Annotated in this window: 21 protein-coding genes; 10 read left to right on the forward strand and 11 right to left on the reverse strand. The window is 68.9% G+C overall.

Annotation, left to right across the window (positions count from 1 at the left end):
• Nucleotides 1-10: 10 nt before the first annotated feature.
• Nucleotides 11-934 carry an LCP family protein gene (locus FFS52_RS12280; RefSeq protein ID WP_137809891.1) on the reverse strand — a complete coding sequence of 308 codons (924 nt, stop codon included), beginning with the start codon at nucleotides 932-934 and terminating at the stop codon, nucleotides 11-13.
• Between the two features lie 584 nt (nucleotides 935-1518).
• Here FFS52_RS12280 and FFS52_RS12290 point away from each other — a divergent pair.
• Nucleotides 1519-2931, forward strand: coding sequence for an APC family permease (locus tag FFS52_RS12290; protein ID WP_137809861.1), 1413 nt, complete (start codon nucleotides 1519-1521; stop codon nucleotides 2929-2931).
• Here the strand turns inward: FFS52_RS12290 and FFS52_RS12295 are convergent.
• From FFS52_RS12295 to FFS52_RS12310, 4 genes are all read right to left on the reverse strand, one after another.
• On the reverse strand, nucleotides 2924-3532 hold the full coding sequence (locus FFS52_RS12295; protein WP_137809862.1) for a cold shock domain-containing protein: 609 nt from the start codon (nucleotides 3530-3532) through the stop codon (nucleotides 2924-2926). The genes FFS52_RS12290 and FFS52_RS12295 overlap by 8 nt on opposite strands.
• A gap of 161 nt (nucleotides 3533-3693) precedes the next feature.
• Nucleotides 3694-4941: an oxygenase MpaB family protein gene (locus tag FFS52_RS12300; protein WP_137809863.1), complete on the reverse strand. Its 1248-nt coding sequence runs from the start codon at nucleotides 4939-4941 to the stop codon at nucleotides 3694-3696.
• Nucleotides 4942-5072: 131 nt separating this feature from the next.
• A complete protein-coding gene (locus tag FFS52_RS12305; RefSeq protein ID WP_137809864.1) occupies nucleotides 5073-5870 on the reverse strand; it encodes a type II CAAX endopeptidase family protein in 798 nt (265 codons plus the stop codon).
• Between the two features lie 74 nt (nucleotides 5871-5944).
• Nucleotides 5945-6697, reverse strand: a complete 753-nt coding sequence (locus tag FFS52_RS12310) for a DUF2470 domain-containing protein (protein WP_058253724.1) — start codon at nucleotides 6695-6697, stop codon at nucleotides 5945-5947.
• 158 nt (nucleotides 6698-6855) lie between these two features.
• Here FFS52_RS12310 and pheA point away from each other — a divergent pair, with 158 nt between their 5' ends.
• Complete coding sequence (gene pheA / locus FFS52_RS12315; protein ID WP_137809865.1) at nucleotides 6856-7824, forward strand: prephenate dehydratase; 969 nt, start codon at nucleotides 6856-6858, stop codon at nucleotides 7822-7824.
• Complete coding sequence (locus tag FFS52_RS12320; RefSeq protein ID WP_058253726.1) at nucleotides 7824-8483, forward strand: histidine phosphatase family protein; 660 nt, start codon at nucleotides 7824-7826, stop codon at nucleotides 8481-8483. The genes pheA and FFS52_RS12320 overlap by 1 nt, the downstream gene beginning before the upstream one ends.
• An 82-nt stretch (nucleotides 8484-8565) precedes the next feature.
• On the opposite strand, the gene FFS52_RS12325 is transcribed toward FFS52_RS12320, so the two are convergent.
• From FFS52_RS12325 to FFS52_RS12340, 4 genes are all read right to left on the reverse strand, one after another.
• Nucleotides 8566-9066, reverse strand: a complete 501-nt coding sequence (locus FFS52_RS12325; protein ID WP_058250908.1) for a hemerythrin domain-containing protein — start codon at nucleotides 9064-9066, stop codon at nucleotides 8566-8568.
• 105 nt (nucleotides 9067-9171) lie between these two features.
• Nucleotides 9172-9522 (reverse strand): metallopeptidase family protein, encoded by a 351-nt coding sequence (locus FFS52_RS12330; protein WP_058250909.1) that lies wholly within the window; start codon nucleotides 9520-9522, stop codon nucleotides 9172-9174.
• Nucleotides 9523-9526: 4 nt separating this feature from the next.
• Complete coding sequence (locus FFS52_RS12335; protein ID WP_137809866.1) at nucleotides 9527-10660, reverse strand: septum formation family protein; 1134 nt, start codon at nucleotides 10658-10660, stop codon at nucleotides 9527-9529.
• A gap of 111 nt (nucleotides 10661-10771) precedes the next feature.
• Nucleotides 10772-11515 carry a PaaX family transcriptional regulator C-terminal domain-containing protein gene (locus FFS52_RS12340; RefSeq protein ID WP_212743639.1) on the reverse strand — a complete coding sequence of 248 codons (744 nt, stop codon included), beginning with the start codon at nucleotides 11513-11515 and terminating at the stop codon, nucleotides 10772-10774.
• 121 nt (nucleotides 11516-11636) lie between these two features.
• On the opposite strand from FFS52_RS12340, the gene FFS52_RS12345 reads away from it, so the two are divergent.
• The 3 genes from FFS52_RS12345 to FFS52_RS12360 all read left to right on the forward strand — a co-directional run bounded on the left by FFS52_RS12345 (nucleotide 11637) and on the right by FFS52_RS12360 (nucleotide 15927).
• A complete protein-coding gene (locus tag FFS52_RS12345) occupies nucleotides 11637-13286 on the forward strand; it encodes an acyl-CoA dehydrogenase family protein (protein ID WP_065631382.1) in 1650 nt (549 codons plus the stop codon).
• Nucleotides 13279-14313 (forward strand): crotonase/enoyl-CoA hydratase family protein, encoded by a 1035-nt coding sequence (locus tag FFS52_RS12350; RefSeq protein ID WP_137809867.1) that lies wholly within the window; start codon nucleotides 13279-13281, stop codon nucleotides 14311-14313. Before FFS52_RS12345 ends, FFS52_RS12350 begins: the two co-directional genes overlap by 8 nt.
• A 369-nt stretch (nucleotides 14314-14682) precedes the next feature.
• Nucleotides 14683-15927 (forward strand): HNH endonuclease signature motif containing protein, encoded by a 1245-nt coding sequence (locus FFS52_RS12360; protein WP_137809869.1) that lies wholly within the window; start codon nucleotides 14683-14685, stop codon nucleotides 15925-15927.
• Nucleotides 15928-16022: 95 nt separating this feature from the next.
• On the opposite strand, the gene FFS52_RS12365 is transcribed toward FFS52_RS12360, so the two are convergent.
• Nucleotides 16023-16991 (reverse strand): cation diffusion facilitator family transporter, encoded by a 969-nt coding sequence (locus FFS52_RS12365; protein WP_137809870.1) that lies wholly within the window; start codon nucleotides 16989-16991, stop codon nucleotides 16023-16025.
• 81 nt (nucleotides 16992-17072) lie between these two features.
• Between FFS52_RS12365 and FFS52_RS12370 the strand changes: the two genes are divergently transcribed.
• The 3 genes from FFS52_RS12370 to FFS52_RS12380 are packed head-to-tail and all read left to right on the forward strand — an operon-like array spanning nucleotide 17073 to nucleotide 19772.
• The gene (locus FFS52_RS12370; RefSeq protein ID WP_249356452.1) at nucleotides 17073-17558 is read left to right on the forward strand and encodes an ankyrin repeat domain-containing protein; all 486 of its coding nucleotides are present in this window, start codon (nucleotides 17073-17075) and stop codon (nucleotides 17556-17558) included.
• Between the two features lie 4 nt (nucleotides 17559-17562).
• Nucleotides 17563-18822, forward strand: coding sequence for a serine--tRNA ligase (gene serS / locus FFS52_RS12375; RefSeq protein ID WP_068972421.1), 1260 nt, complete (start codon nucleotides 17563-17565; stop codon nucleotides 18820-18822).
• Nucleotides 18823-18836: 14 nt separating this feature from the next.
• Nucleotides 18837-19772, forward strand: coding sequence for a hypothetical protein (locus FFS52_RS12380; RefSeq protein WP_068972422.1), 936 nt, complete (start codon nucleotides 18837-18839; stop codon nucleotides 19770-19772).
• Nucleotides 19773-19848: 76 nt separating this feature from the next.
• Here the strand turns inward: FFS52_RS12380 and FFS52_RS12385 are convergent, their stop codons facing one another.
• Nucleotides 19849-20424 (reverse strand): TetR/AcrR family transcriptional regulator, encoded by a 576-nt coding sequence (locus tag FFS52_RS12385; protein ID WP_068972423.1) that lies wholly within the window; start codon nucleotides 20422-20424, stop codon nucleotides 19849-19851.
• A 73-nt stretch (nucleotides 20425-20497) separates the two neighbouring features.
• Here FFS52_RS12385 and FFS52_RS12390 point away from each other — a divergent pair, with 73 nt between their 5' ends.
• Nucleotides 20498-20917, forward strand: coding sequence for a VOC family protein (locus tag FFS52_RS12390; protein WP_137809871.1), 420 nt, complete (start codon nucleotides 20498-20500; stop codon nucleotides 20915-20917).
• Nucleotides 20918-20951 lie beyond the last annotated feature (34 nt).

Consider the following 20951-nt stretch of genomic DNA (forward strand, 5'->3'; position numbering starts at 1 on the left):
GGCGACCCTTTCACGACGGCCCGCCGGCGTCGACGAGAAGCTCGTCGGGGACGGGCTGACCTGCGCGGAGGTAGCCGAAGAACTCCTCGGTCTGCTCGGTGACGGGCAGCGCCAGTCCTTCGTCGGTGAAGGTGCTCTCGCCGGCCGGGGTCGTCGTCGTGATGGGGTCGCGCAGCGCGAACATGAGGGACGCGAGGTTCCAGATGTGATCTCGCTCATCGACGGTGAGCGCGTCGATGGCGCCGCCGACAAATCCGAAGAGTCGGAACGGGTTGAGCAGGACCGACGGACTGGTCGCCCGAGACACGAGTGCGGCGAGGAACTTCCGCTGATTGACCACTCGCGCGAGGTCGGCGCGCGGGAATGCGCGCGTCCGGACCAGCCCGAGAGCCTGCCTGCCGTCGAGGCGGTGACAGCCTTTCGCCAGGCGCAGACCGGCTTTGGGGTCGTTGAGCGGTTGGTCTATACACATGTCGACGCCGCCGACCGAGTCGACGAGGGTGTCGAATCCGCCGAAGCCGATCTCGGCGTAGTGGTCGATGCGGATGCCGGTCAGGTTCTCGACGGTCTGCACGAGCAGCGCCGGACCGCCGATGCTGAACGAGGCGTTGATCTTCAGGCTGCCGTGACCCGGCACCTCCACGTACAGGTCGCGCGGGATGCTCACCACGATCGCCTTGCCGCCGCCGGGTGGGTTGTGGACGAGCATGATCGTGTCGGTGCGGGAGCCGTCGGCGTCACCCGTGGCCAGCGCCCGGCGTTGTTCCTCGGTGAGATCGGATCGCGAGTCGGTGCCGACGATGAGCCAGTTGGTGCCGGGGGTGTCCGACGGGCGTCCGGCGTAGGCCGGCAGGGCGTCGATCCGGTCCAGTCTCGTGTCGTAGTAGAACAGCAGTCCCACACTGCCGAGGACGACGACGAGCAGCAGGATCATCAGGATCTTGCCCACCCGGACCGCGCGGCGCCCCGTGCGCCGGGGCCGGGGAGGACCGGCCGGCCGCGGGGGCGCGGGCGGACGTCCGACGGCCCGGTCGCGGTCGCGACGGTCGCCACGCGGCGGACGAGGTCCACGAGACCGATCGTCGGGGATCGGCTCCGGCTTCTGGGTGGGCGCATACCCGCCGGGAGCGGGCCGCGCCGACGGTGGCGGCCGATCGGCCGGGGACGGGTGCGGGGGCCGGCCGGTGGGACCGGGGCCCGGCGCCCGGCGCGGGTCGGGACCGCGTGCAGGGATCCGCGGCATGGCCTGCGGATGAGCGGACGGACCGACGGCACCGGGAGGCGGGCGGTGGCCTTGTCCGGGTGGCGGCCCCGGGCGCGGAGACGGGCCCGCTGGCCGCCCGGGCGGCATCGGCGGTCCGGGGCGACCTCGCCGGAGGATCGGCGGGTCCTGCTCGTTCATCCCAACCAATGTACGCATGGGCGGTGGCGACGGATGTCGGTCGGTTGGTTGCCGACGTGGCGTCGAACCGCCCACATGAGGTCTCGTTCCGGACCGAACGGGGTACAGGACACGCCATGACCGACAAACACGTCGCCGACGCCACGTCGCAGGACTCCGGGAACGATGACGCCCGGACCGACGGCGGGCACACCCCGCTGCGTCGCGCCATCACCGGCAAACTCCTGTTCCTGTTCATCCTGGGCGACGTCCTCGGTGCGGGCATCTATGCGCTCGTCGGTGAGGTCGCCGGTGAGGTCGGGGGAGCGATCTGGGTGCCGTTGGCGCTCGCCCTCGCGCTGGCGATGCTGACCGCGGCGTCGTATGCGGAGCTCGTCACCAAGTACCCGGGGGCCGGCGGCGCGGCGGTGTTCGCGCGGCACGCGTACCGCCATCCGCTCATCTCGTTCCTGGTGGGGTTCTGCATGCTGGCGGCCGGGGTGACGAGCGCCGCCGGGTTGGCGCTCGCCTTCGCGGGTGACTACCTGCAGGTCTTTCTGGACGTGCCCACCACCGCGGCGGCCCTGGTGTTCCTGCTCGCCGTCGCGGCGCTGAACGCCCGCGGGATCACCGAGTCCCTGCGGGCCAACGTGGTGATGACGGTGGTGGAGGTCTCCGGACTCCTGCTCGTCGTCGTGCTGGCCGGGATCGTGCTGGGTCGCGGTGACGGTGAGCCGCAGCGGGTGCTGGAGTTCACCGACGAGACCACCCCGGCTCTCGCCGTGCTGGGCGCGGCGTTGCTCGCCTACTACTCGTTCGTCGGGTTCGAGACCTCCGCGAACATGGCCGAAGAGGTTCGTGACGTGCGGCGGGTCTATCCGAAGGCGCTGTTCGGTGCGCTGATCGCCGCCGGCGTCGTCTACGTCCTCGTCGGTCTCGCCGTGTCGGTCGTCGCGCCACCGGAGCGCCTGGTGGAGTCGTCGGGCCCGCTGCTCGAGGTCGTCTCGATCGCCGATGTCGGGATCCCCGACCAGCTGTTCTCCCTGATCGCGCTCATCGCCGTCGCGAACGGCGCGCTGCTCACGATGATCATGGCGTCGCGCCTGACCTTCGGCATGGCCCGCGACGGGTTGCTGCCGGGTGCGCTGGCGAAGGTGCTGCCCGGTCGTCGGACGCCGTGGACGGCGATCGTCGCCACCACCGCCGTCGCGATGATCCTCTCGGCGACCGGGACCGTCGCGGCACTCGCCGAGACGGTGGTGCTCCTGCTGCTGTTCGTGTTCGTCAGCACCAACGTCGCCGTCCTCGTCCTGCGCCGCGACCGCACGGACACCGACCACTTCCGGGCGCCGACGATCCTGCCCGTGCTCGCGGTGATCTCCTGCATCGTCCTGATGACGCAGCAGAGCGCGTCGACCTGGTTGCGCGCGGGCATCCTGATCGTCGTCGGACTCGTGCTCTATCTCCTCGCGCGTGTGACCGGGTCGGGTGGGCGCCGGGTCATCGACGACGACATCGACGACGACCACAGCCCCGGGCGCCTCACCTGACGCGGATGTTGTTCGCGCGGTAGTCGTATCCGTCCTGACTCGCTCGCTCGTACTGGAACTCGACGGTCTGCCCCGGCACCAGGTCCCGGAAACCGGTACCGACGATCTCGCCGTAGAACGCCCACGCCCCGCCCGGGGTGGCGTCGGAATCGAGTACGCCCCATCCCTCTTCGCCGTTCCACGACCGAACGGTCCCGGTGGTGTTCGGGCCGAGGGCGGTCGGTGTCGGTGACGTCGGTGCGTCGGTGAGGGCGGTCTCCTCGATCGTCGTGAGTCCGTCCGGTCCGGCATCACCGACGCTGTGCCACAGGGCAGTTCGGAACACGCCATTGTGCTTCGGATCCGGCCGGGCCACCTCGGTCGGCCAGACCGAGAGCGCCACATATCGGCATCCGCTTTCCGGTGGCACAGCTATCGCATGGTCGAAGTCGACGACAGTCCCCGGACGCAAGCCGGGCAGGGACAGCTCGTCGAGATTCTGAACGGCCCGAACACGGACGACGAAAGTGGTCACGTGGACGGTGCCGGACAACGCCGGTGACTCGATGACACCCCAGCCCTCGTCGTGGTGCCATTCGCGGATCGTCCCGGTTGTCGACATCGGTCCACCGTAGGCGCCGGACCCGTGGCGCGACAGTGAATTACCGTTGGGGCACTTCGCGTCCGGGTGGGGCGAACGCCGCTAGGACAGGGGTGCAGGCCGAGGCCTGGGAAAACGTATGATCTCGAGCCCGGAATCCGGGCACGACGTCATACGGCTTCTCAACGCTCCGCGAGCGATCCGATCTCGGGGGCGTCCGGGCCGAAGTGGCGGAAGAGTGCTCGGCGTCGGGAACGGGTGCCGGTCCATTCCAGATAGCGCGGACCGGCCGGTGTCCGTGCGATGACCTGGTAGACAACAGCGTTGCGGACCCACGCGAGACCGAACGCCCACGGCGCCGCAGGGCGGAGACCGAGGTCGCGCATGCCGCGCACGCCGAGGAAGCCCTGCAGCATGCTCAGCAGGCGGGCGCGGGTGTAGCGCGCGGCGAGGCGGGGGAACAACCGGTAGTGCAAGCGGCTCTGGGCGTCGACGATCGCCGTCGTGAGGGCCGCGCCGGCGTCGGTCACGTCGTGCTGCGCGAGTAAGACCGCATAACTCAGCTGATGCTGGTCGCGTTCGGAGTCGAAGAGCCAGTCGTCGTCGACGCCGATCAGCCACCCGACGTACTTCCAGAGGTGCATGAGGGCGCGGGAGTCGTCACGGCTCACCGGGACGCCGAGGGCGCGGACCCCCATCATCAGTGCGCCGCTGAAGAGGTTCAGCGTCGCGGCGAGGTCGGACTGGTTGATCGGCAGGCCCCACTGGTCGATGTCCCAGCGGCCGTTGTGCTCATACCGCTCGTTGACCAGGGCGTGCATGAGGCGCACATGGACGGTGAGTCGCCAGCCGTCGCCGTCGCGTGCCATCCCGCCCGGTTCGCCGACCGCGATGGCCCAGGTCTGCGTCTCGCCGAGTCGTCGGATGACCGTGTTCCCGGTGAGGCCGCCGGTCGCGACCAGCAGGTCGGCGGGCCCGCCGAAGCGGTAGCCGCCGATCAGGGAGAGCTGGAGCAGGACGTCGTTGGCGTTCTGGCCGAACCGTCGATAGACGGCGGCCCCGCGGTCGCAGAGAGCGCGATCGACCCAGTCCGGTGTCTTCTCTACGAGTGCGAAGAAGTCGCGCAGGGCGTCGGGCGCATCGGAGGGCATGTCACCGGCAAGCGCCTGCTCGAACTGGCGCATCGTGACCCGGCCGTCGGCGTCCCGCGGGAGGCGCATGGCCCGGACCAGCGCCGCGGCGGGTTCGTCTCGCGTGCGCAGCCGACGCCCGAGCTCCGCGAGCTCGTCGTCGCCGGGCTCACGGAGGTGGTTGTAGACCTTGAGGAGTCTGCCGATGCGCCGGCCGCGGGACTCGGCGGCTCGATGGCGTCGCGGGAAGGGGAGGCTCGCCGGCTCGGCGGTCGGGTCGGACGGCGCATCGACGGTCATGAGACGAATCTAGCTAATCATCTCACCCCGTTCAATGGTGGCCGGTAGGGGCGCACGGTCGGAGTGCACAGTCGACGGGAATCGACGCACAGTCGACGAGATAGGCCGCACGGTCGACGATGTCTCGGTTCTCAGCCGACCCAGGACAGATGGTCGCGGAGCAGTCCGTAGCCGACGAAGGCGACCACGTCGATGACCGCGTGGGCGATCACGAGGGGCCAGACGCGGCCGGTGACCTGGAAGAAGCGCCCGTAGACCACGCCCATGACCAGATTCCCGAGTCCGCCGCCGAAGCCCTGGTACAGGTGATAGCCGCCGCGGAGGATCGCGCTGGCGGCGAGCGACGCGTTGTCGGACACCCCGAGTTGTCGCAACCGGGTGATGAAGTACGCGACCACCACGATCTCCTCGGCGGCGGCGTTGCCGATCGCGATGAGCACCAGAACCGGCCACTCCCACCAGGTGTCGGCCTGGCTGGGCACCAGGCTCGCGTTGAGGCCCAGGGCCCGGGCCACGGCGACGAGTCCCAGGCCGGGCAGACCGATGACGGCGGCGAGAACCAGGCCCGAGGGGATGTCGCGGCGCGGGGTCCACCGACCCAGACCGACGCGCGACAGTCCGATCCCGCTGCGCCACAACAGGTATATGCCCAAACCGGCGATGGCGAACAGTCGGAGGCCGCCCATGATCTGCCGGACGGCGTCGATGAGACCGAGGTCGGAACGACTGGGATTGAGTGCGACCGTCGTCTCGCCGATTCCGCCGGCGAGCTGCGCCTCGAGCAGTGCGAGTGCCGCGGACAGTGCCGAGAACGCGAATGTGAGGACACCGACGATGACCAGTTCGACGATGATGCCGCGTCGTTCGGTCCGGTCGGTCACGACCGGGATGCCGTGGGGCGACGGTGTGAGGTACTCGCGCAAGGCCATGCCGGTCAGCCTAGGACCCCGCGATCCGTGGTGCGGATGCGTGATCCGCGGGCGGCGATGCTACGGAAGCCGGATCAGTCGGGCATCGAGTTCAGGAACGGACAGCCCGCTAGATTCCGCAGCGCGCGGGACAGTTCGAACACGTCGGAGACCGGCCGCGCGAACGGGAGGCGGACGTCGGAGTCGCTGTCGAGTCCCTCGATGCGGAACCGGATGCCGAAGCGGTCGAGGCCGAGCGGCCGCACCCGTCCGGTGCGCAGCTCGACGGGAAGCTTGCGGACCAGTTGTCCGACGATGTCGGCGTGGTCGCTGTCGAGATGTTCGAGCCAGCTGCCCTCGTGCTCCCAGAAGGGGTCGGGGTCGGCGTCGGCGAGCTCGGTGGCCGACACCGACGCCGCGCCGTCCGAGGACGCGATGACCGCGGTGTCGACCTGCAGACGCATCATCGACGCGCCGTGTCCGATGTCGAGGAGACCGTCGTCGGGGTGTTCGCCCGCGATCTCGATGGCCAGGTCGCGTTCCAGGTCGCGCGGGACCTCGTGCAACGTGCCGTTCAGCCAGATCACCGAACGCACGCGTTCACGCAGGTCGATGGGTGCCCAGTCGGTGACCTCGAGCATGGCGGGCACGCCCTCGGCGCCGTCGACGGTCCGCATCGCGTCGCCGTCGGTGGGGACGAGGACGAAGGCCTGGGACTCGAAGAGGTGCACGACGTCGATCGGGGTGGCGTCCGCGCCCTCGACGGCCAGGATGGCGGAACCGCCGCGACGACAAGCCGTCTGGATCATCTCGGCATCCGTGGGGCGGTCGGTCGTCGTTCTCGTCATGACAGTCTCTCCGGTCGGCGTCGCGGGGCGCGGGTCGTATGAAAGGTAACCCTAACCTAAATACCCGGAGCGCACGCGTCAATGGTTTCGACACCCCTGCGTAGAGCCTGGGACACATGCGCGAAAGGGTCTCGGCAGGCCTGTTCCACTAGGCTCGTGTGGTGCCTGTGATCGCCTACTTCGGCCCGCCCGGAACCTTCACCGAGATGGCGCTCGACGCGGTCCTCGCCGAACAACGGTCCGCGGACGGCCTCGACCTGTCGGGCGGGGTCGACCGGGTCGCCGCGTCGAGTCCTGCCGCCACCATCGCCATGATCCGCTCCGGAGATGCCGACTACGGCTGTGTGCCGATCGAGAGTTCGCTGGAGGGTTCGGTGCCGGCGACGATGGACGCACTGGTGCCGCCCGCGGCCGACGCCGTAAACGGTCGGGTGCAGGCCTTCGCCGAGACGGTGCTCGACATCTCGTTCGCCATAGCCGCAGCCGCGCCGATGGTCGCGGCCGATGTCCGCACGATCGCCGCCTACCCGGTTGCCTCCGCGCAGGTGCGTCAGTCGATCGGTGAGCTTTTCCCCAACGCCGAGTTCGTGATCGCGAGCTCCAATGCCGCTGCCGCGCAAGATGTCGCGGCCGGGAAGGCGGACGCCGCGGTCACCACGGGGCTCGCGGCTCGCCTGTCCGGACTCGTCGTGCTCGCCGACGGTGTCGCCGACGCGCGGGAGGCGACCACGCGGTTCCTCCTGCTCGGTCGGCCCGGGGTGCCGTTGCCCCGCACCGGCGCCGACCGCACCTCGGTCATCCTCGAGCTGTCGAACGAGCCGGGTAGCCTGATGGCGGCGATGAACGAATTCGCCTCGCGCGGAATCGACCTCACTCGTATCGAGTCGCGCCCGCAGCGTGACGAGGCCGAGGGTCGCAGCATCGCCGGCCGATACCGGTTCTTCCTGGACGCGGTCGGACACATCGACGATGCGGCCGTCGCCGAAGCCCTTGCCGCCCTTCACCGCCGGTGCGAGCGGGTGGTGTTCCTCGGCTCGTGGCCCGCGGTGCGCACCACCGGCTCCGCGCCGCCGGACCACACCGAGTCGCTTGCATGGGTCGACTCGATGCGTCGGGGAGGGAAGTGATGGCGCGGCTGCATCTGGTCCGTCACGGTGAGACCACCTCGAACGTCATGCGCCGCCTCGACACCGCTCTGCCCGGTGCCGCACTCACCGATTTCGGTGCGCGACAAGGTGTTCGGTTCGGTCTCGAGAACGTGCCGGAACAGCACGCGGTACTGCTCAGTTCACGCGCGCTCCGCGCCCGGCAGACCGCCGAGCTGATCGGGTCGGTGTGGGATGTGGAGACCGCGGCGATCGACGGCGTGCACGAGGTCCAGGCCGGCGAGCTCGAGGACCGCTCCGACCGCGAATCGCATGAGGTCTTCCAGGACATCATGCACCGCTGGCACGCCGGCGACCTCGACGCACGCATCCCCGGCGGCGAATCCCTTGCGATGGTCTACGACCGGTACCTGCCGACGGTCGAGGACCTCGCCGACATGTACCTCACCGGCCCAGACCAGCGCGATGTGTTCCTGGTGAGTCACGGTGCGGCCATCCGCCTGATCGCCGCCCGGCTCGCCGGGATCGACTCCCGGTTCGCCGCGGCGACCCACCTCGGCAACACCGGTTCCATCGAACTCGAGTACTCCGACGGCATCTGGGTGTGCACCCGATGGGGCGCCACAACGGCCCCGTTCGAGATCGCCGACGAGCCGCTCGTCGACGAACCGATGGGCTGACGGCGTCCCTCCGTTCCCTGAGGAGCGAGCTTGCGACGTCACCCCGTTCCCTGAGGAGCGAGCTTGCGAGCGTCACGAAGGGTTACTTGATGATGGCGTCGACCGTCTTCTTCAGCGCCGACGGTTGCGACGGGCGTCGGGGAGCCTTCTCCCGGCGACGCAGCATCTCCTCACCGATCTCCCGGAGTTCCTTGCGGCTCAGCGCCTCTCGGACCTTCGGGAACCACTCGTCCTCTTCCTCCTCGATGTGGTGCTCCACGTTCTCGATCAGGACGGTGGTCTTGGCGTCGAACCGCTCGTTGTCCGGCGAGAGAGCGGCCAACTCGACGACCAGTACGTCGGCGACGTGGTGCTCCTCGTAGGACTCGAGGATGTCGTCCTCGAGATCGGGGACCCGCTTGCGGATCTCGGGGTACATCACCTCGTTCTCGATGTAGGTGTGCACGGTGAGGGCCTCGATGATCTTGTCGACGATCTTGCCCTTGGTCTTCACGGCGTTGTCGCCCTGCGACCTGAAGTCGCGGAACAGTTTGCGGATCTCCTTGTGGTCGTCCCGGAGGATGACGATGGCGTCTGAGGACATGGACGTACTCCTGAGATAGAGGGCTGCTCGATCTGCTACCCCTCATACCGCGTTCCGCCGCAGGTCAAACATCGAGTCGGCGGCATCGGGGCGCCGGCCACACCACTAGCCCCAGCCGTTGGCGTGCAGCCACTCGTCGTCGATGCCGAAGTGGTGTGCGATCTCATGGACGACGGTGACCGCCACCTCGTGGACGACCTCCTCCCGCGAGTGGCACATCGCGAGGATGGGGTCGCGGTAGATGGTGATGGTGTCGGGCAGGAATCCGCCGTAGTCGGTGGTCCGCATCGTCAGTGCCACACCGTGATACAGCCCGAGGATGCCGGGTTCTTCCGGGTTGTGCGGTTCGACGAGGATCACGACGTTGTTCATCGCGTCGGTCAGTTCGCCGGGGATGGTGTCCAGCGCGTCGGACACCAGCCCGTCGAACTCGTCGTCGGACATGTACACGGCCATCGGGTCAGCCCGCCGGGGCCGGTGCTTCGGCGGGGTTGGGCGCGATGCCCGGCGGGAGCGGCACCGGCGTCGGCAGGGCCCGGCCCGGGGGCGCCTCCGGGGGTGCGACCGGCGCGCGCCCGTTGATCAGCAGCGCGCCGCCCTTGGCGTCGCCCACCAGGGTCGCGAAGCCGCCGCGCTTGTCGGGTAGCCCGAGGTAGCACACCACCTTGCGGCTTCCGGCGAGCCAACTCGGCTCGCTGAGCACCGACCACTGGACGTTGAGCGTGGTCGCGTCGAGCTGCTTGCGCCCACCCACGAACCTTTCGGCCTGGACCGGGCAGATCGAGCCGAGGTAGCTGTTCTGCGCGCCGGTCGGCGGCCACTGCCTGTTCGACATCCGGTCGCCGAAGCGGACCGACAGATCGACGATCCCGGTCGTTTGGAAGGCATGCGGCTCAGCACAACTCACCGCGAAACCGGTCGGGGTGCGTGTTTCGGGATCGATCCCGACGCAGGTGCCCTCGGGCCAGACGTACGACTGGTTCTGGTCGGCGACCCGGCCGGAGAACTGGACCGGGGCGCCGTCGGCCCCGTTCTCCTGGACCCCGCACCGCAGCTGACGCGCGCCCTTGTCCCACTGCACCTGGGAGGGGTACATCATCCCGACGGCGAAGCGACCCTGCGGGTCGAGGCGCCCGGCGAGATACTGGTCCACCATCACCGGGCACTGTTCGTCGCGGATCGTCGCGAACCGCTCGGCGCCGGGCCAGAGAGCGTCTTCGCCGAACTCCGCGCCGGGGATCAATGCGGTGTCGATGGCTCCCGCGACCTCGAAGCGGTGTTTCTGCTCGCACGGCACATCGACCGGCTGGCCGGGGTTGCCGGCCGGCCAGTCCAGACAGTCGCCCGCGACCGACTTCGTGAAGGCGTTCTCGACCAACCGCTCACCCTCGCCGATGTTGCTGCCGCCGACGCTGCCGCTGTCGTCGAAGACCCCCGCAGCGAAGGCGATCCCGCCTGCCACGAGTGCGCCGACGACGATCGCGCCCAGGACCACGAAGACCGGGTTGCGGGCGAAAGCGCCTGGTCGGCGGGGTCCGCCGGCCGGTGCGTCGGCGTCGGCGGGGTGGCTGCGGTCGGGGTCGGGCGCGTTCATCGGGATCCATCATGCCTAACGGATCGGACGGGGCACACCCTCGTGCGCCGATGGCCGGACCGGGCCGATGCACCGCATGACCGCGCCGGTCGGGTTCGGAGACCCGGTTCCTCACTCCCCGTCGGGTGCCAGGTGCCGGGCGGTGAGTCCGGTGAGCTCGCTGCGAAAGCCCTCGTACCCCTCGCGGAGCCGATCCCCGGGCCAGGCGTCGGGGAGGAGTTCCGCGGGCAGGAGCGGGTCGCGGAGGATGTGTCGCACGATGGCGGCGGCGACCTCGAATCGATCGGCGACCGTCGCCGCGGCGGCGAGTGCGTCGAGCAATTCGTCTGCGGCCCCCGCCCAGGTCGACGGGGTGAACAGTCGTGCGGCCAGTTCGGTCGACGCCTCCTCGGGAGCCGCGCGGAAGAGGCTCAGACGACGGCGCAGTGCGGGCGGGAGCTCGATGTCGAGGTTGGCCGGGCGGGCCCAGACGCCCTCCCGGATCTCGCCGAGCCGGGCCTTTCGCAGCGTGTCGCGCAGCAGCGCCCGTTCGGTCGAGCTCTCCGAACCGATCGTCACGATCGCGAGATCCCAGCTGCCGTCCCAGTCCCGTCGTGCCGGATGGAGTGCCCGGTCCTGGCGCTGCTGACGTTCGACCAGGCGGGGCGAGAGTCGGCATCTGCCGTCGGTGCGTTCCAGGTCTCCCGCCGCGACCAGTCGCGTCAGCGCCACCCGGACGGTCGATTCGCGGAGCCCGAGCTCGGTGGCCGTGGCCAGGAGCCCGTTGATCGACGCATCGGGGGAGTCGAGGCCGAGGAGGGCGCTGAGGATGACCGATCGCGCCGTGAGCTTGGGAATGTCCACGCGTCCGGGCACGGCGTCGATGCTATCGGGCGGGTTCGGCTCGGCGGCGACGCCGGGTATTACAAGACTCTGGCGCACAGCAGAATGATGTAATACCGTGGATCACGACCTCCACCAGGAAGCGGGTTCCGCCATGTCCACCCACGTCGTCACCAATCAGGTCCCCGAACTCGTCGACTTCGACGCCGCGGACAATCCGGCCATCTCCGAGGCGGTTCACCGCGCGGGCGCCGACCACATGCTCGAGGACCTGCACCGGATCGGCCGTCTCGCCGGTGGTGCCGAAGCGCTCGGATGGGGAGACCTCGCCGAGTCCCACCCGCCGGAACTGCGGACGCACGACCGCTACGGCAACCGGGTGGACGAGGTCACCTACGACCCCGCCTATCACCACCTCATGCGGACGGGTATCGGTTTCGGTCTCGGTGGTACCGCATGGTCGGACCCGAGTCCGACGGCGCACTTCGAGCGTGCGGTGAAGTCGAGCGTGTGGGGTTCGGTGGACGCCGGGCACAGCTGCCCGTTGTCGATGACCTACGGGGTGGTGCCGGCACTGCGGGCCAACCCCGAACTCGCCGGGCTGTACGAGCCGCTGCTCGTCTCGACGACCTACGATCCCGGTCTCCGGGCGCCGCTGTCGAAAGCGGGGCTGACCGCCGGAATGTCGATGACCGAGAAGCAGGGCGGCTCCGACGTTCGCGCGAACACCACGACAGCCGTCGTCCAACCGGACGGGACGTACCGCATCACCGGCCACAAATGGTTCACCTCCGCACCCATGTGCGATGTGTTCCTGGTGCTGGCGCAGGCGCCGGGAGGTCTGTCGTGCTTCTTCGTGCCGCGGGTGCTGCCCGACGGCTCCCGCAACACCTTTATGCTGCAGCGGCTGAAGGCCAAGCTGGGCAACCACTCCAACGCGAGCAGCGAAGTCGAGTACGACGACACGGTCGGGTGGCTCGTCGGTGACGAGGGCCGCGGGGTGGCGACGATCATCGAGATGGTGAACATGACCCGCCTGGACTGCACCCTCGGCTCGGCGACCGGCATGCGGGTCGGCGTCGCCCAGGCCGCCCATCACGCCACCCACCGCCGGGCCTTCGGCGCCGCGCTCGTCGACCAACCGCTGATGCGCAACGTGCTGGCCGATCTCGCGGTCGAGTCGGAAGGAGCCACGATGACGGCACTGTGGCTCGCGGAATTGACCGACAAGGCGACCGCAGGCGACACCCGGGCGGATGCGCTGCGGCGGATCTCGCTGGCGGTCAGCAAGTACTACGTGTGCAAACGCGCCCCGATCCATGCCGCCGAAGCGCTGGAGTGCCTGGGCGGCAACGGATATGTGGAGGAGTCGCGGATGCCGCGGCTCTTCCGGGAGTCGCCGCTCATGTCGATCTGGGAGGGGTCGGGGAATGTGGCTGCGCTCGATGTGTTGCGGGCGATGGCCAAACAGCCCGACACGGTGACCGTGTTCCTCGACGAGATCGACAGTGCGGCAGGGGCGGACCGGCACCTCGACGCCGCGGCCGACGAACTCCGACGGGAGCTGGGCGACCTGGACGCGATGCAGTACCGGGCCCGGCGGGTCGTCGGCCGCATGGCCCAGCTCCTCCAGGCCTCCCTGCTGGTGCGGTACGGCCATCCGGCGGTCGCCGATGCGTTCGCCGCGAGTCGGCTCGGCAACGACCGGGGGGACGTGTTCGGCACGCTGCCGTCGGGGATCGACACGGCGTCGATCATCGAACGGGTGACGCCGAAGACCGTGCAGGACAACGTCCGTGGATGAGTCGTCCGGCTCGCCGCCGGCCGCGTGGCGCAACGACCTGCGCGGCGGTCCGGACTCGTTGTTCACCGGCCGCGCCGGACGTGAGCCGGATGTCGACTACCGCACGCTCACCTACGAGGTCACCGGCCGGATCGCCCGTATCACCTTCAACCGGCCGGATCAGGGCAACGCGATCACCGTCGACACCCCCGTCGAACTGTCGCACGCGGTGGAGCGCGCCGACCTCGACCCCGGTGTCCACGTGATCGTCGTATCCGGGCGGGGCAAGGGTTTCTGCGGCGGATACGACCTGTCGATCTTCGCCGAGAACGGCGGCGACCCGTCCGAGGCCGTCGATCCCCATGCCGTCAACCCACGGACCGGCACTGTCCTCGATCCCGTTGTGCAGGCACGCAATCACGACCCGGGCCGCACCTGGGATCCCATGATCGACTACGCGATGATGAGCAGGTTCAACCGCGGTTTCGCCAGCCTGCTCCACGCGAACAAGCCGACGGTCGCCAAGCTGCACGGGTTCGCCGTCGCCGGCGGCACGGACATCGCCCTCTACGCCGACCAGATCATCTGCGCCGACGACACCAAGATCGGGTACCCGCCCACCCGGGTGTGGGGTATCCCCGCCGCGGGGATGTGGGCCCATCGGCTCGGCGATCAGCGCGCCAAACGGCTGCTGTTCACCGGCGATTGCCTGTCGGGAAAACAGGCGCACGAGTGGGGGCTGGCCGTCGAGGCGCCCCCGGCCGACGAACTCGACGACCGGACGGAGGCATTGCTCGAGCGGATCGCCCGCATGCCGATCAATCAGCTCGTGATGGCCAAATTGGCGCTCAACAGTGCGCTCCTGGCTCAGGGCGTCGCGAATTCGGGGATGATCAGCACGGTCTTCGACGGCATCTCCCGCCACACCCGCGAGGGCTACGCCTTCCAGCAGCGGGCTGCGACCGTCGGGTTCCGGGACGCCGTCCGCGAACGCGATGAGATCAACGGCGACTGGAAGCGTGCTCAATTCCGCGCGCCGACAGAGTGATCGACGCCGCACTGGCGTGAGCGAAGTGCGCCCCTTTGTACCCTGACTGGCGTGAGTGAAGGGCGCCCCACCGACCCCTGAGCTGAGGAGCGTCTGGAGCTTGCGGAGGGCGCGGCCCGCACCGCCCCCTGAGCTGAGGGGCGTCCGGAGCTTGCGGAGGGCGCGTCACGAAGGGTCCGGCGTCCGAGGCGGTGCCCCCCGTGTGTACCCGTCCGACGTCTGTGACTGGTGGGGTTTCTGTTCACCACAGTCCACCACGGTTCACCGCCGGGGCCCGAGTGACAGCGACTGCTGTGAAACAGGATTCGATGACTATGAGGGCTGTGGAGAAACTTCGTCGTCGAACGTGATTGCGAGTAGCTTGGTGTCATGCCCTCGATCATCGAACTCCGCGACACCCTCATCTCACTGCCGTCACCACACGACGACGGCAGTGGCCGTGCTCTGCACGAGCGGCTCGACGAGCTACGGATGCTGCGCAACGTACTCGACCACCAGATCACGGTTCACACAGCACTTTTCGAAGCCACGGGTGCCGCAGTGCGTGCGGGGTCGACCACACGGAACGCGCTGATCGAGATGGGCATGCCACCCGCGGCCGCGCACCGTCATGTGCGCATCGCCGGCGGGTTGGGGTTAGTGCCGAAGGTTGACGACTGTGCCTCGGAGGGTTATTTGTCTGCCGAGTGTGTCGACGCGGTGATCCGCGGGCTAGCGCTTATTGACAAACGTTGCGCCACAGCGCTGTCCGACGACGAGCGCAGCGGATACGAGAGTGAGTTGCTTGCGCAGGCGTTCTCCGGAGCCACCCCCGCCCAGATCGACGACCACGCCCGTGGGATCGCCATCCGGGTCGCCCCCGCCGACCCCAGCATTGTGGCGGCGGCCGATGACGCGTCGCTGAACACCGTGCACACCCACATCACCGAGGGGGGTCGGGTCGCGATCGCCGGAGATGTGACCGCGGTGATCGGGGAGAAGTTCGTGTCCATGATCGACGAACGGTCCTGTCCGCGTCCCGAACCCGACGGCGCTGCCGATCGTCGAGGTGCGGCCGAGCGACGCGCCGATGCGCTGGAGTTGCTGTTGGATCAAGCCGCGATCGGCGCGGCTATGACCACCGCCGGAGCACCACGCACCCAACTGCTGGTGACCATTCCTGCCGATGGGGTTGGTCCGGCTCGGCTTCCGTGGATGGGTGCGGTGTCAGAATCGACGACACGGCGCTTGTCGTGTGACGGCGGGGTCGCCGAGATCGTCCTTGACAACGAAGGGGTGCCGTTGCGGATGGGCACCACGAAACGACTGTTCCCGCACCATCTGCGGCAGGCGATCATCGTGCGCGATCAGTGCTGCGTGAAATGTGGTGCCCCCGCGGCGCATACCCAGGTCCACCATCTGGTGCACTGGGCCGATGGTGGCCCCACAGATCTGGACAACGGATGCCTACTGTGCCAGCGCTGTCACACCCAGGTGCACCATCACGGCTGGCAGGTGGTGATGGGTCCTGACCGGCACCCCTGGCTGATCCCACCCGCCGACATCGACCCGAAACGCCTACCTCGACCCGCCTACAACCGGCGCACCATGCGACTCGACGACGCCCTCGCCTAGACACCCCACGCGAACACTCCACAGACCCTCCGGCGTCGACCCCGGCGCCACACGACCTTTGACAACTCCACAGTGTGAAAAGGATCCCGGCGAGATCAGGGTGCGTCGGGCACGAGGTCCGTGTCGCCGGGGGCGGAGAGGGTGAGTACCGCCTCCGTGATCCGCGGGTCGCGCTCCAGCTCGTTCTCGAGTCGCCGGAGAGCGACGGCCACCGAGGACTCGGCGTCGTCACCCGTGAAATCGACGGCGGCGACGAGGAACAGCTGAACGGGCCCGGTGTACTCGATGTGCAGGTAGGTGACGCGCTCGATGTTGCTGTACGCGAGCAGGTCCCGGAGGACGCGCTGCTGGACGGCGTCGTCGACCGCCTGCCCGAGCAGGAACCGCCTGTTCTGGTTGATCAGGACGATGGCGACGACTCCGAGGAGCACGCCCACCAGGATCGACCCGATCGCGTCGTAGGTGGCCGACCCGGTGATCTGGTGCAGGAGCACTCCGACGAAGGCGATGGCCAGACCGATGAGCGCGGCCGCGTCCTCGGCGAAGACGGCACGGAGAGTCGGGTCGGAGGTGCGGAAGACCTGTCGTAGCAGACCGATCCGACGCTTGACCGCGCCGCGCTTCGCCTGTTGATACGACCGCACGAACGAGATGCCCTCGAGTACCGCGGCGATCGCCAGGACCGCATAGGCGATGCCGTAATCCGTCGCCGGCTCCGGTGACAGCAGTTCGGTGATGCCGTGCTGCACCGACACCGCGGCTCCGACCGCGAACAACCCGAACGCCGCGAACATCGACCAGATGTACGCCTCACGTCCGTAGCCCTGCGGATGACGGGCATCCCGGGGCCGATGGGCACGTCGTTCCGCGATCAGCAGCAGGATCTCGTTCCCGGTGTCGGCCCACGAGTGGGCCGCTTCGGCGACGAGCGACGCGGAGCCGGTGACCATCGCGGCGCCGGTCTTGGCGACGGCGATCAAGAGGTTCGACACGAACGCGATGACGACCGTCAGGAAACTCTCGCCGGGTCCGCCGGATTCGTGCTGCGCGTCGGGAGGAGTCACTGCGCCGAGTCTCCCACACGATGCGGTGCCCGCGGCCTCACCCAGATCGAGGGAGTGTCGGCCGCGCCTACACTCGCGGGAGTGGCAACCCATTCCGACGATGCATCCGAGGCCGGGCCCGGCATCGACGCCCCGGGCCCCGAGGTCGTCGAACTGGCCACCCGACTCTTCGACATGGCGCGGTCCGGTGCCACCGACACGCTCGCCGGTTACCTCGACGCCGGCGTCCCGGCCGATCTGCGTAACCAGTCCGGTGACTCGCTCCTCATGCTCGCGGCGTACCACGGCCACGCGTCGACGGTGTCGGCCCTCCTCGACCGCGGCGCCGACGCCGACCTCGCCAACGACAAAGGGCAGACGCCGTTGGCGGGCGCGGTGTTCAAGGGTTTCGACGACGTGGTGCAGGCGCTCGTCGACGCCGGGGCGGACCCGCACGTGGGGACTCCGGCTGCCGATGCCGCGGCAGCGATGTTCGGCCGTGAGGACCTGCGTCGGCTGGAGCTGAGACCTCCCCGGGGACCGCGGCGGCGTGATCGGGTTCGCATCGCGCTCTCAAGTAGGGTTTGAAGTCGTGATCGACCTGAAGACTGTTCGCGACAACCCCGACCTCGTCCGCACCTCACAGCGCTCTCGCGGTGAGGACCCGGGCCTGGTGGACGCGCTGCTCGCCGCCGACGCCGAGCGCCGGGCGGCAATCGTCGAGGCGGACGCGTTGCGATCCGAGCAGAAAGCTCTCGGCAAGCAGGTCGGTAAGGCACAGGGCGACGACAAGCAGGCGCTGCTGGCCAAGGGCAAAGAACTCGCCGAGCAGGTCAAGGCCGCGGTGGCGCGCCAGTCCGAGGCCGATGCGGCCGCGGCGAAGGCCCATCGGGCCATCTCCAACATCGTCGCCGATGGGGCGCCCGCCGGCGGTGAGGACGACTACGTGGTCCTCGAGCACGTCGGCGAGCCCCGTGACATCGAGAACCCGAAGGACCACCTCGAGCTCGGTGAGTCGCTCGGACTGCTCGACATGGAGCGCGGCGCCAAGGTGTCGGGGTCGAGGTTCTACTTCCTCACCGGCCAGGGTGCGCAGCTCCAGCTCGCACTGCTGAACATGGCCGCGGCGAAGGCCACCGCGAACGGGTTCACCCTGATGATCCCGCCGGTGCTCGTCCGGCCGGAGGTCATGGAGGGAACCGGGTTCCTCGGCGCCCATGCCGACGAGGTCTACCACCTCGACAAGGACGACGACCTGTACCTGGTCGGCACGTCGGAGGTGCCGCTAGCGGGGTACCACATGGACGAGATCCTCGACCTGTCCGACGGTCCGAAGCGCTACGCCGGCTGGTCGACCTGTTTCCGTCGCGAGGCCGGCAGCTACGGCAAGGACACCCGCGGCATCATCCGCGTCCACCAGTTCGACAAGGTCGAGGGCTTCGTCTACTGCCGGCCCGAGGACGCCGAGGCCGAACACCAGCGCCTGCTGGGCTGGGAGAAGGACATGCTCGCCGCCATCGACGTGCCGTACCGCGTGATCGATGTCGCCGGCGGCGACCTCGGCTCGTCGGCTTCGCGGAAGTACGACTGCGAGGCCTGGGTGCCGACGCAGGGCACCTACCGCGAGCTGACCTCGACGTCGAACTGCACCACGTTTCAGGCACGACGCCTCTCGATCCGCTACCGCGACGAGAACGGCAAACCGCAGACCGCCGCGACGCTCAACGGAACGCTGGCGACCACCCGCTGGCTGGTCGCGATCCTGGAGAACCACCAGCAACCCGACGGTTCGGTTCGGCTGCCCGCCGAACTCGCGAAGTTCGTGGGCACCGACGTGCTCACCCCGCGTTGAGCTGAGCTCCTGTCATGACCGCCGGCATCGTGATCGCGGTGATCGGTTCGCTGGCGTTCGCCGCGGCAGCGGTGCTGCAGGCGCTGGGCGCCGAGCAGGTCGCGCAGCGAGCGGCGATCCGTGAGGAGCGCCGTCGGTCTGCCGCCGCGCATCCGTCGTTGCGCTCCACGGCGGCCACCATGCTCACGGTGCCGTTCCTCGTCGGATTCGTCTTCGACATCATCGGTTTCGTCGCGACCATCGCGTCGGCACGGCTGATCCCGCTCTTCTTGTCGCAGACGATCATCTCCGCACGGCTCGTGGCCACCGCGATACTGGCGATGGTGGTCCTGAAAGTTAGTCTGACGCTCCGGGATTGGATCTCTGGAGCGGTGATCGTGCTGTCGTTGGTGCTGCTCGCGCTCTCGGCGGGTCGCGAAGGCGTGGAACACGATGCCTGGATGCACTGGGCGGTACTCGTTGCCGGACCGGCTCTGATCGCGCTGGGCGTGATCGTGATGCGCCGTCTGCGTAAGCACATCGCGGCGGTGACCGGTCTCATCGCCGGGGCCGTCTTCGGCGTGATGGCGGTGGCCTCTCGCATCCTGGACGGTCTCGACCCATTCGATCTGTCGGTGTTGTTCACCGATCCCGCGCTGTATGCGTTGCTGCTCAGCGGGATCGGCGGTTTCTACCTGTTCACGGTGGCGCTGCAGACCGGCTCGGTCAACGGCGCGGCCGCCGCGCTGGTCGTCGGTCAGACGGTCCTGCCCGGTGCGGTCGGCATCGCGTTCCTCGGCGACGTCACGCGTGCCGGATGGGGCCCGGTCGCGATCGTGGCCTTCCTCGGCGCAGTTCTCGGCGGCGTCGTACTGGCGTCGTCGGGTGCGGTCACCGCGGTCGAGACGGCCGATGCGACGAATGCGCCTCGCGGGTACGGCCATCCGCCGCGCGAGGTCGAACGGCGATAGGCCGCGAGGCCCACAGTTCGCGTTGCGATTCGAGCCGCCTTCCGGGACGAATCGCATTGTGATCTCATCGGATTCCTCACACGATCGCGGCGAGCAGCCGATCCAGCGCGCGGTGGGCGCGTTCGCGTGCGGAGTCGTCATCGGGATGCCGGGCGAGCCAGAGGGCGGCCTCGTTCATCGCACCCGACAACAGCATCGTCATCACGTCGACCAACTCGCCGTCGACGCCGACCGCCACGAGGGCCTCACGCAGATGGGTCGCCGACCCGGCCTCGTCGAGTCGGCGCCACTCGTCCCAGCCGACCACCGCAGGTCCGTCGATCAGCAGGATGCGCACGGCGGCTCCACTGGTGATCGCGTCCACGAACGCGTGCGACCCGGCACTCAACTGACCCGCCGGGTCGGTGCCGGCGGCTTCGGCCGCCGCGACGACCGCATCGGCGACCTGCTGGTGGCAGGCCGCGGCGACCGCCGCGAACAGCGCGCCTTTGTTGCGGAAGTGGTGATAGACGGCGCCGCGGGTGACGCCCGCGGCCTCGGCGACGTCGTCGAGGGACACGTCGGAGAATCCACGATCGGCGAACTGACGGGTGGCGGCGGCGAGGACGGCACGGGCCGTCTCGGCTGCGGCCGCGGCGGAGGCTCTCGGCACGGAAGATTCCTTTACGTACGCTGCGTATGTATAGTCCGTTATACAAACACATCGTACGTAAAGGAGCTCCAACATGAACGTCACCAGTGTCTACCCGGTTCTCATGTCCACCGACGTGGCCGCGGCCGCCGACTTTTACCAGCGGGTTCTCGGCTTCGAGGTCACCTTCTCCGCGGACTGGTACGTCAGCATGCGCACCGGCGTGTTCGAGCTGGCGCTCGTGGATGCGACTCATCCGACGATCCCCGAGGGCCACCGCCGACCCGCCGCCGGACTGCTGGTCAACATCGAGGTCGACGACGTCGACGCGCTCTACCGACGTCTCACGGACGAACACGGACTCCGTCCGGTACTCCAGTTGCGCGACGAGGACTTCGGTCAGCGGCATTTCATCGTCGAAGGTCCCGACGGCGTACTCCTCGACTGCATCCAGCCGATCCCCGCGGTCGGTGAGTTCGCCGACGCCTACGTCGCCGAGGCATCGACGAACTGATCGCGATCGTCATCGTCCCGCACGACCGCCCGGC

It is taken from the genome of Gordonia sp. ALPHA1B1 (genome assembly GCF_005502615.1).
GTDB lineage: Bacteria > Actinomycetota > Actinomycetes > Mycobacteriales > Mycobacteriaceae > Gordonia > Gordonia hongkongensis.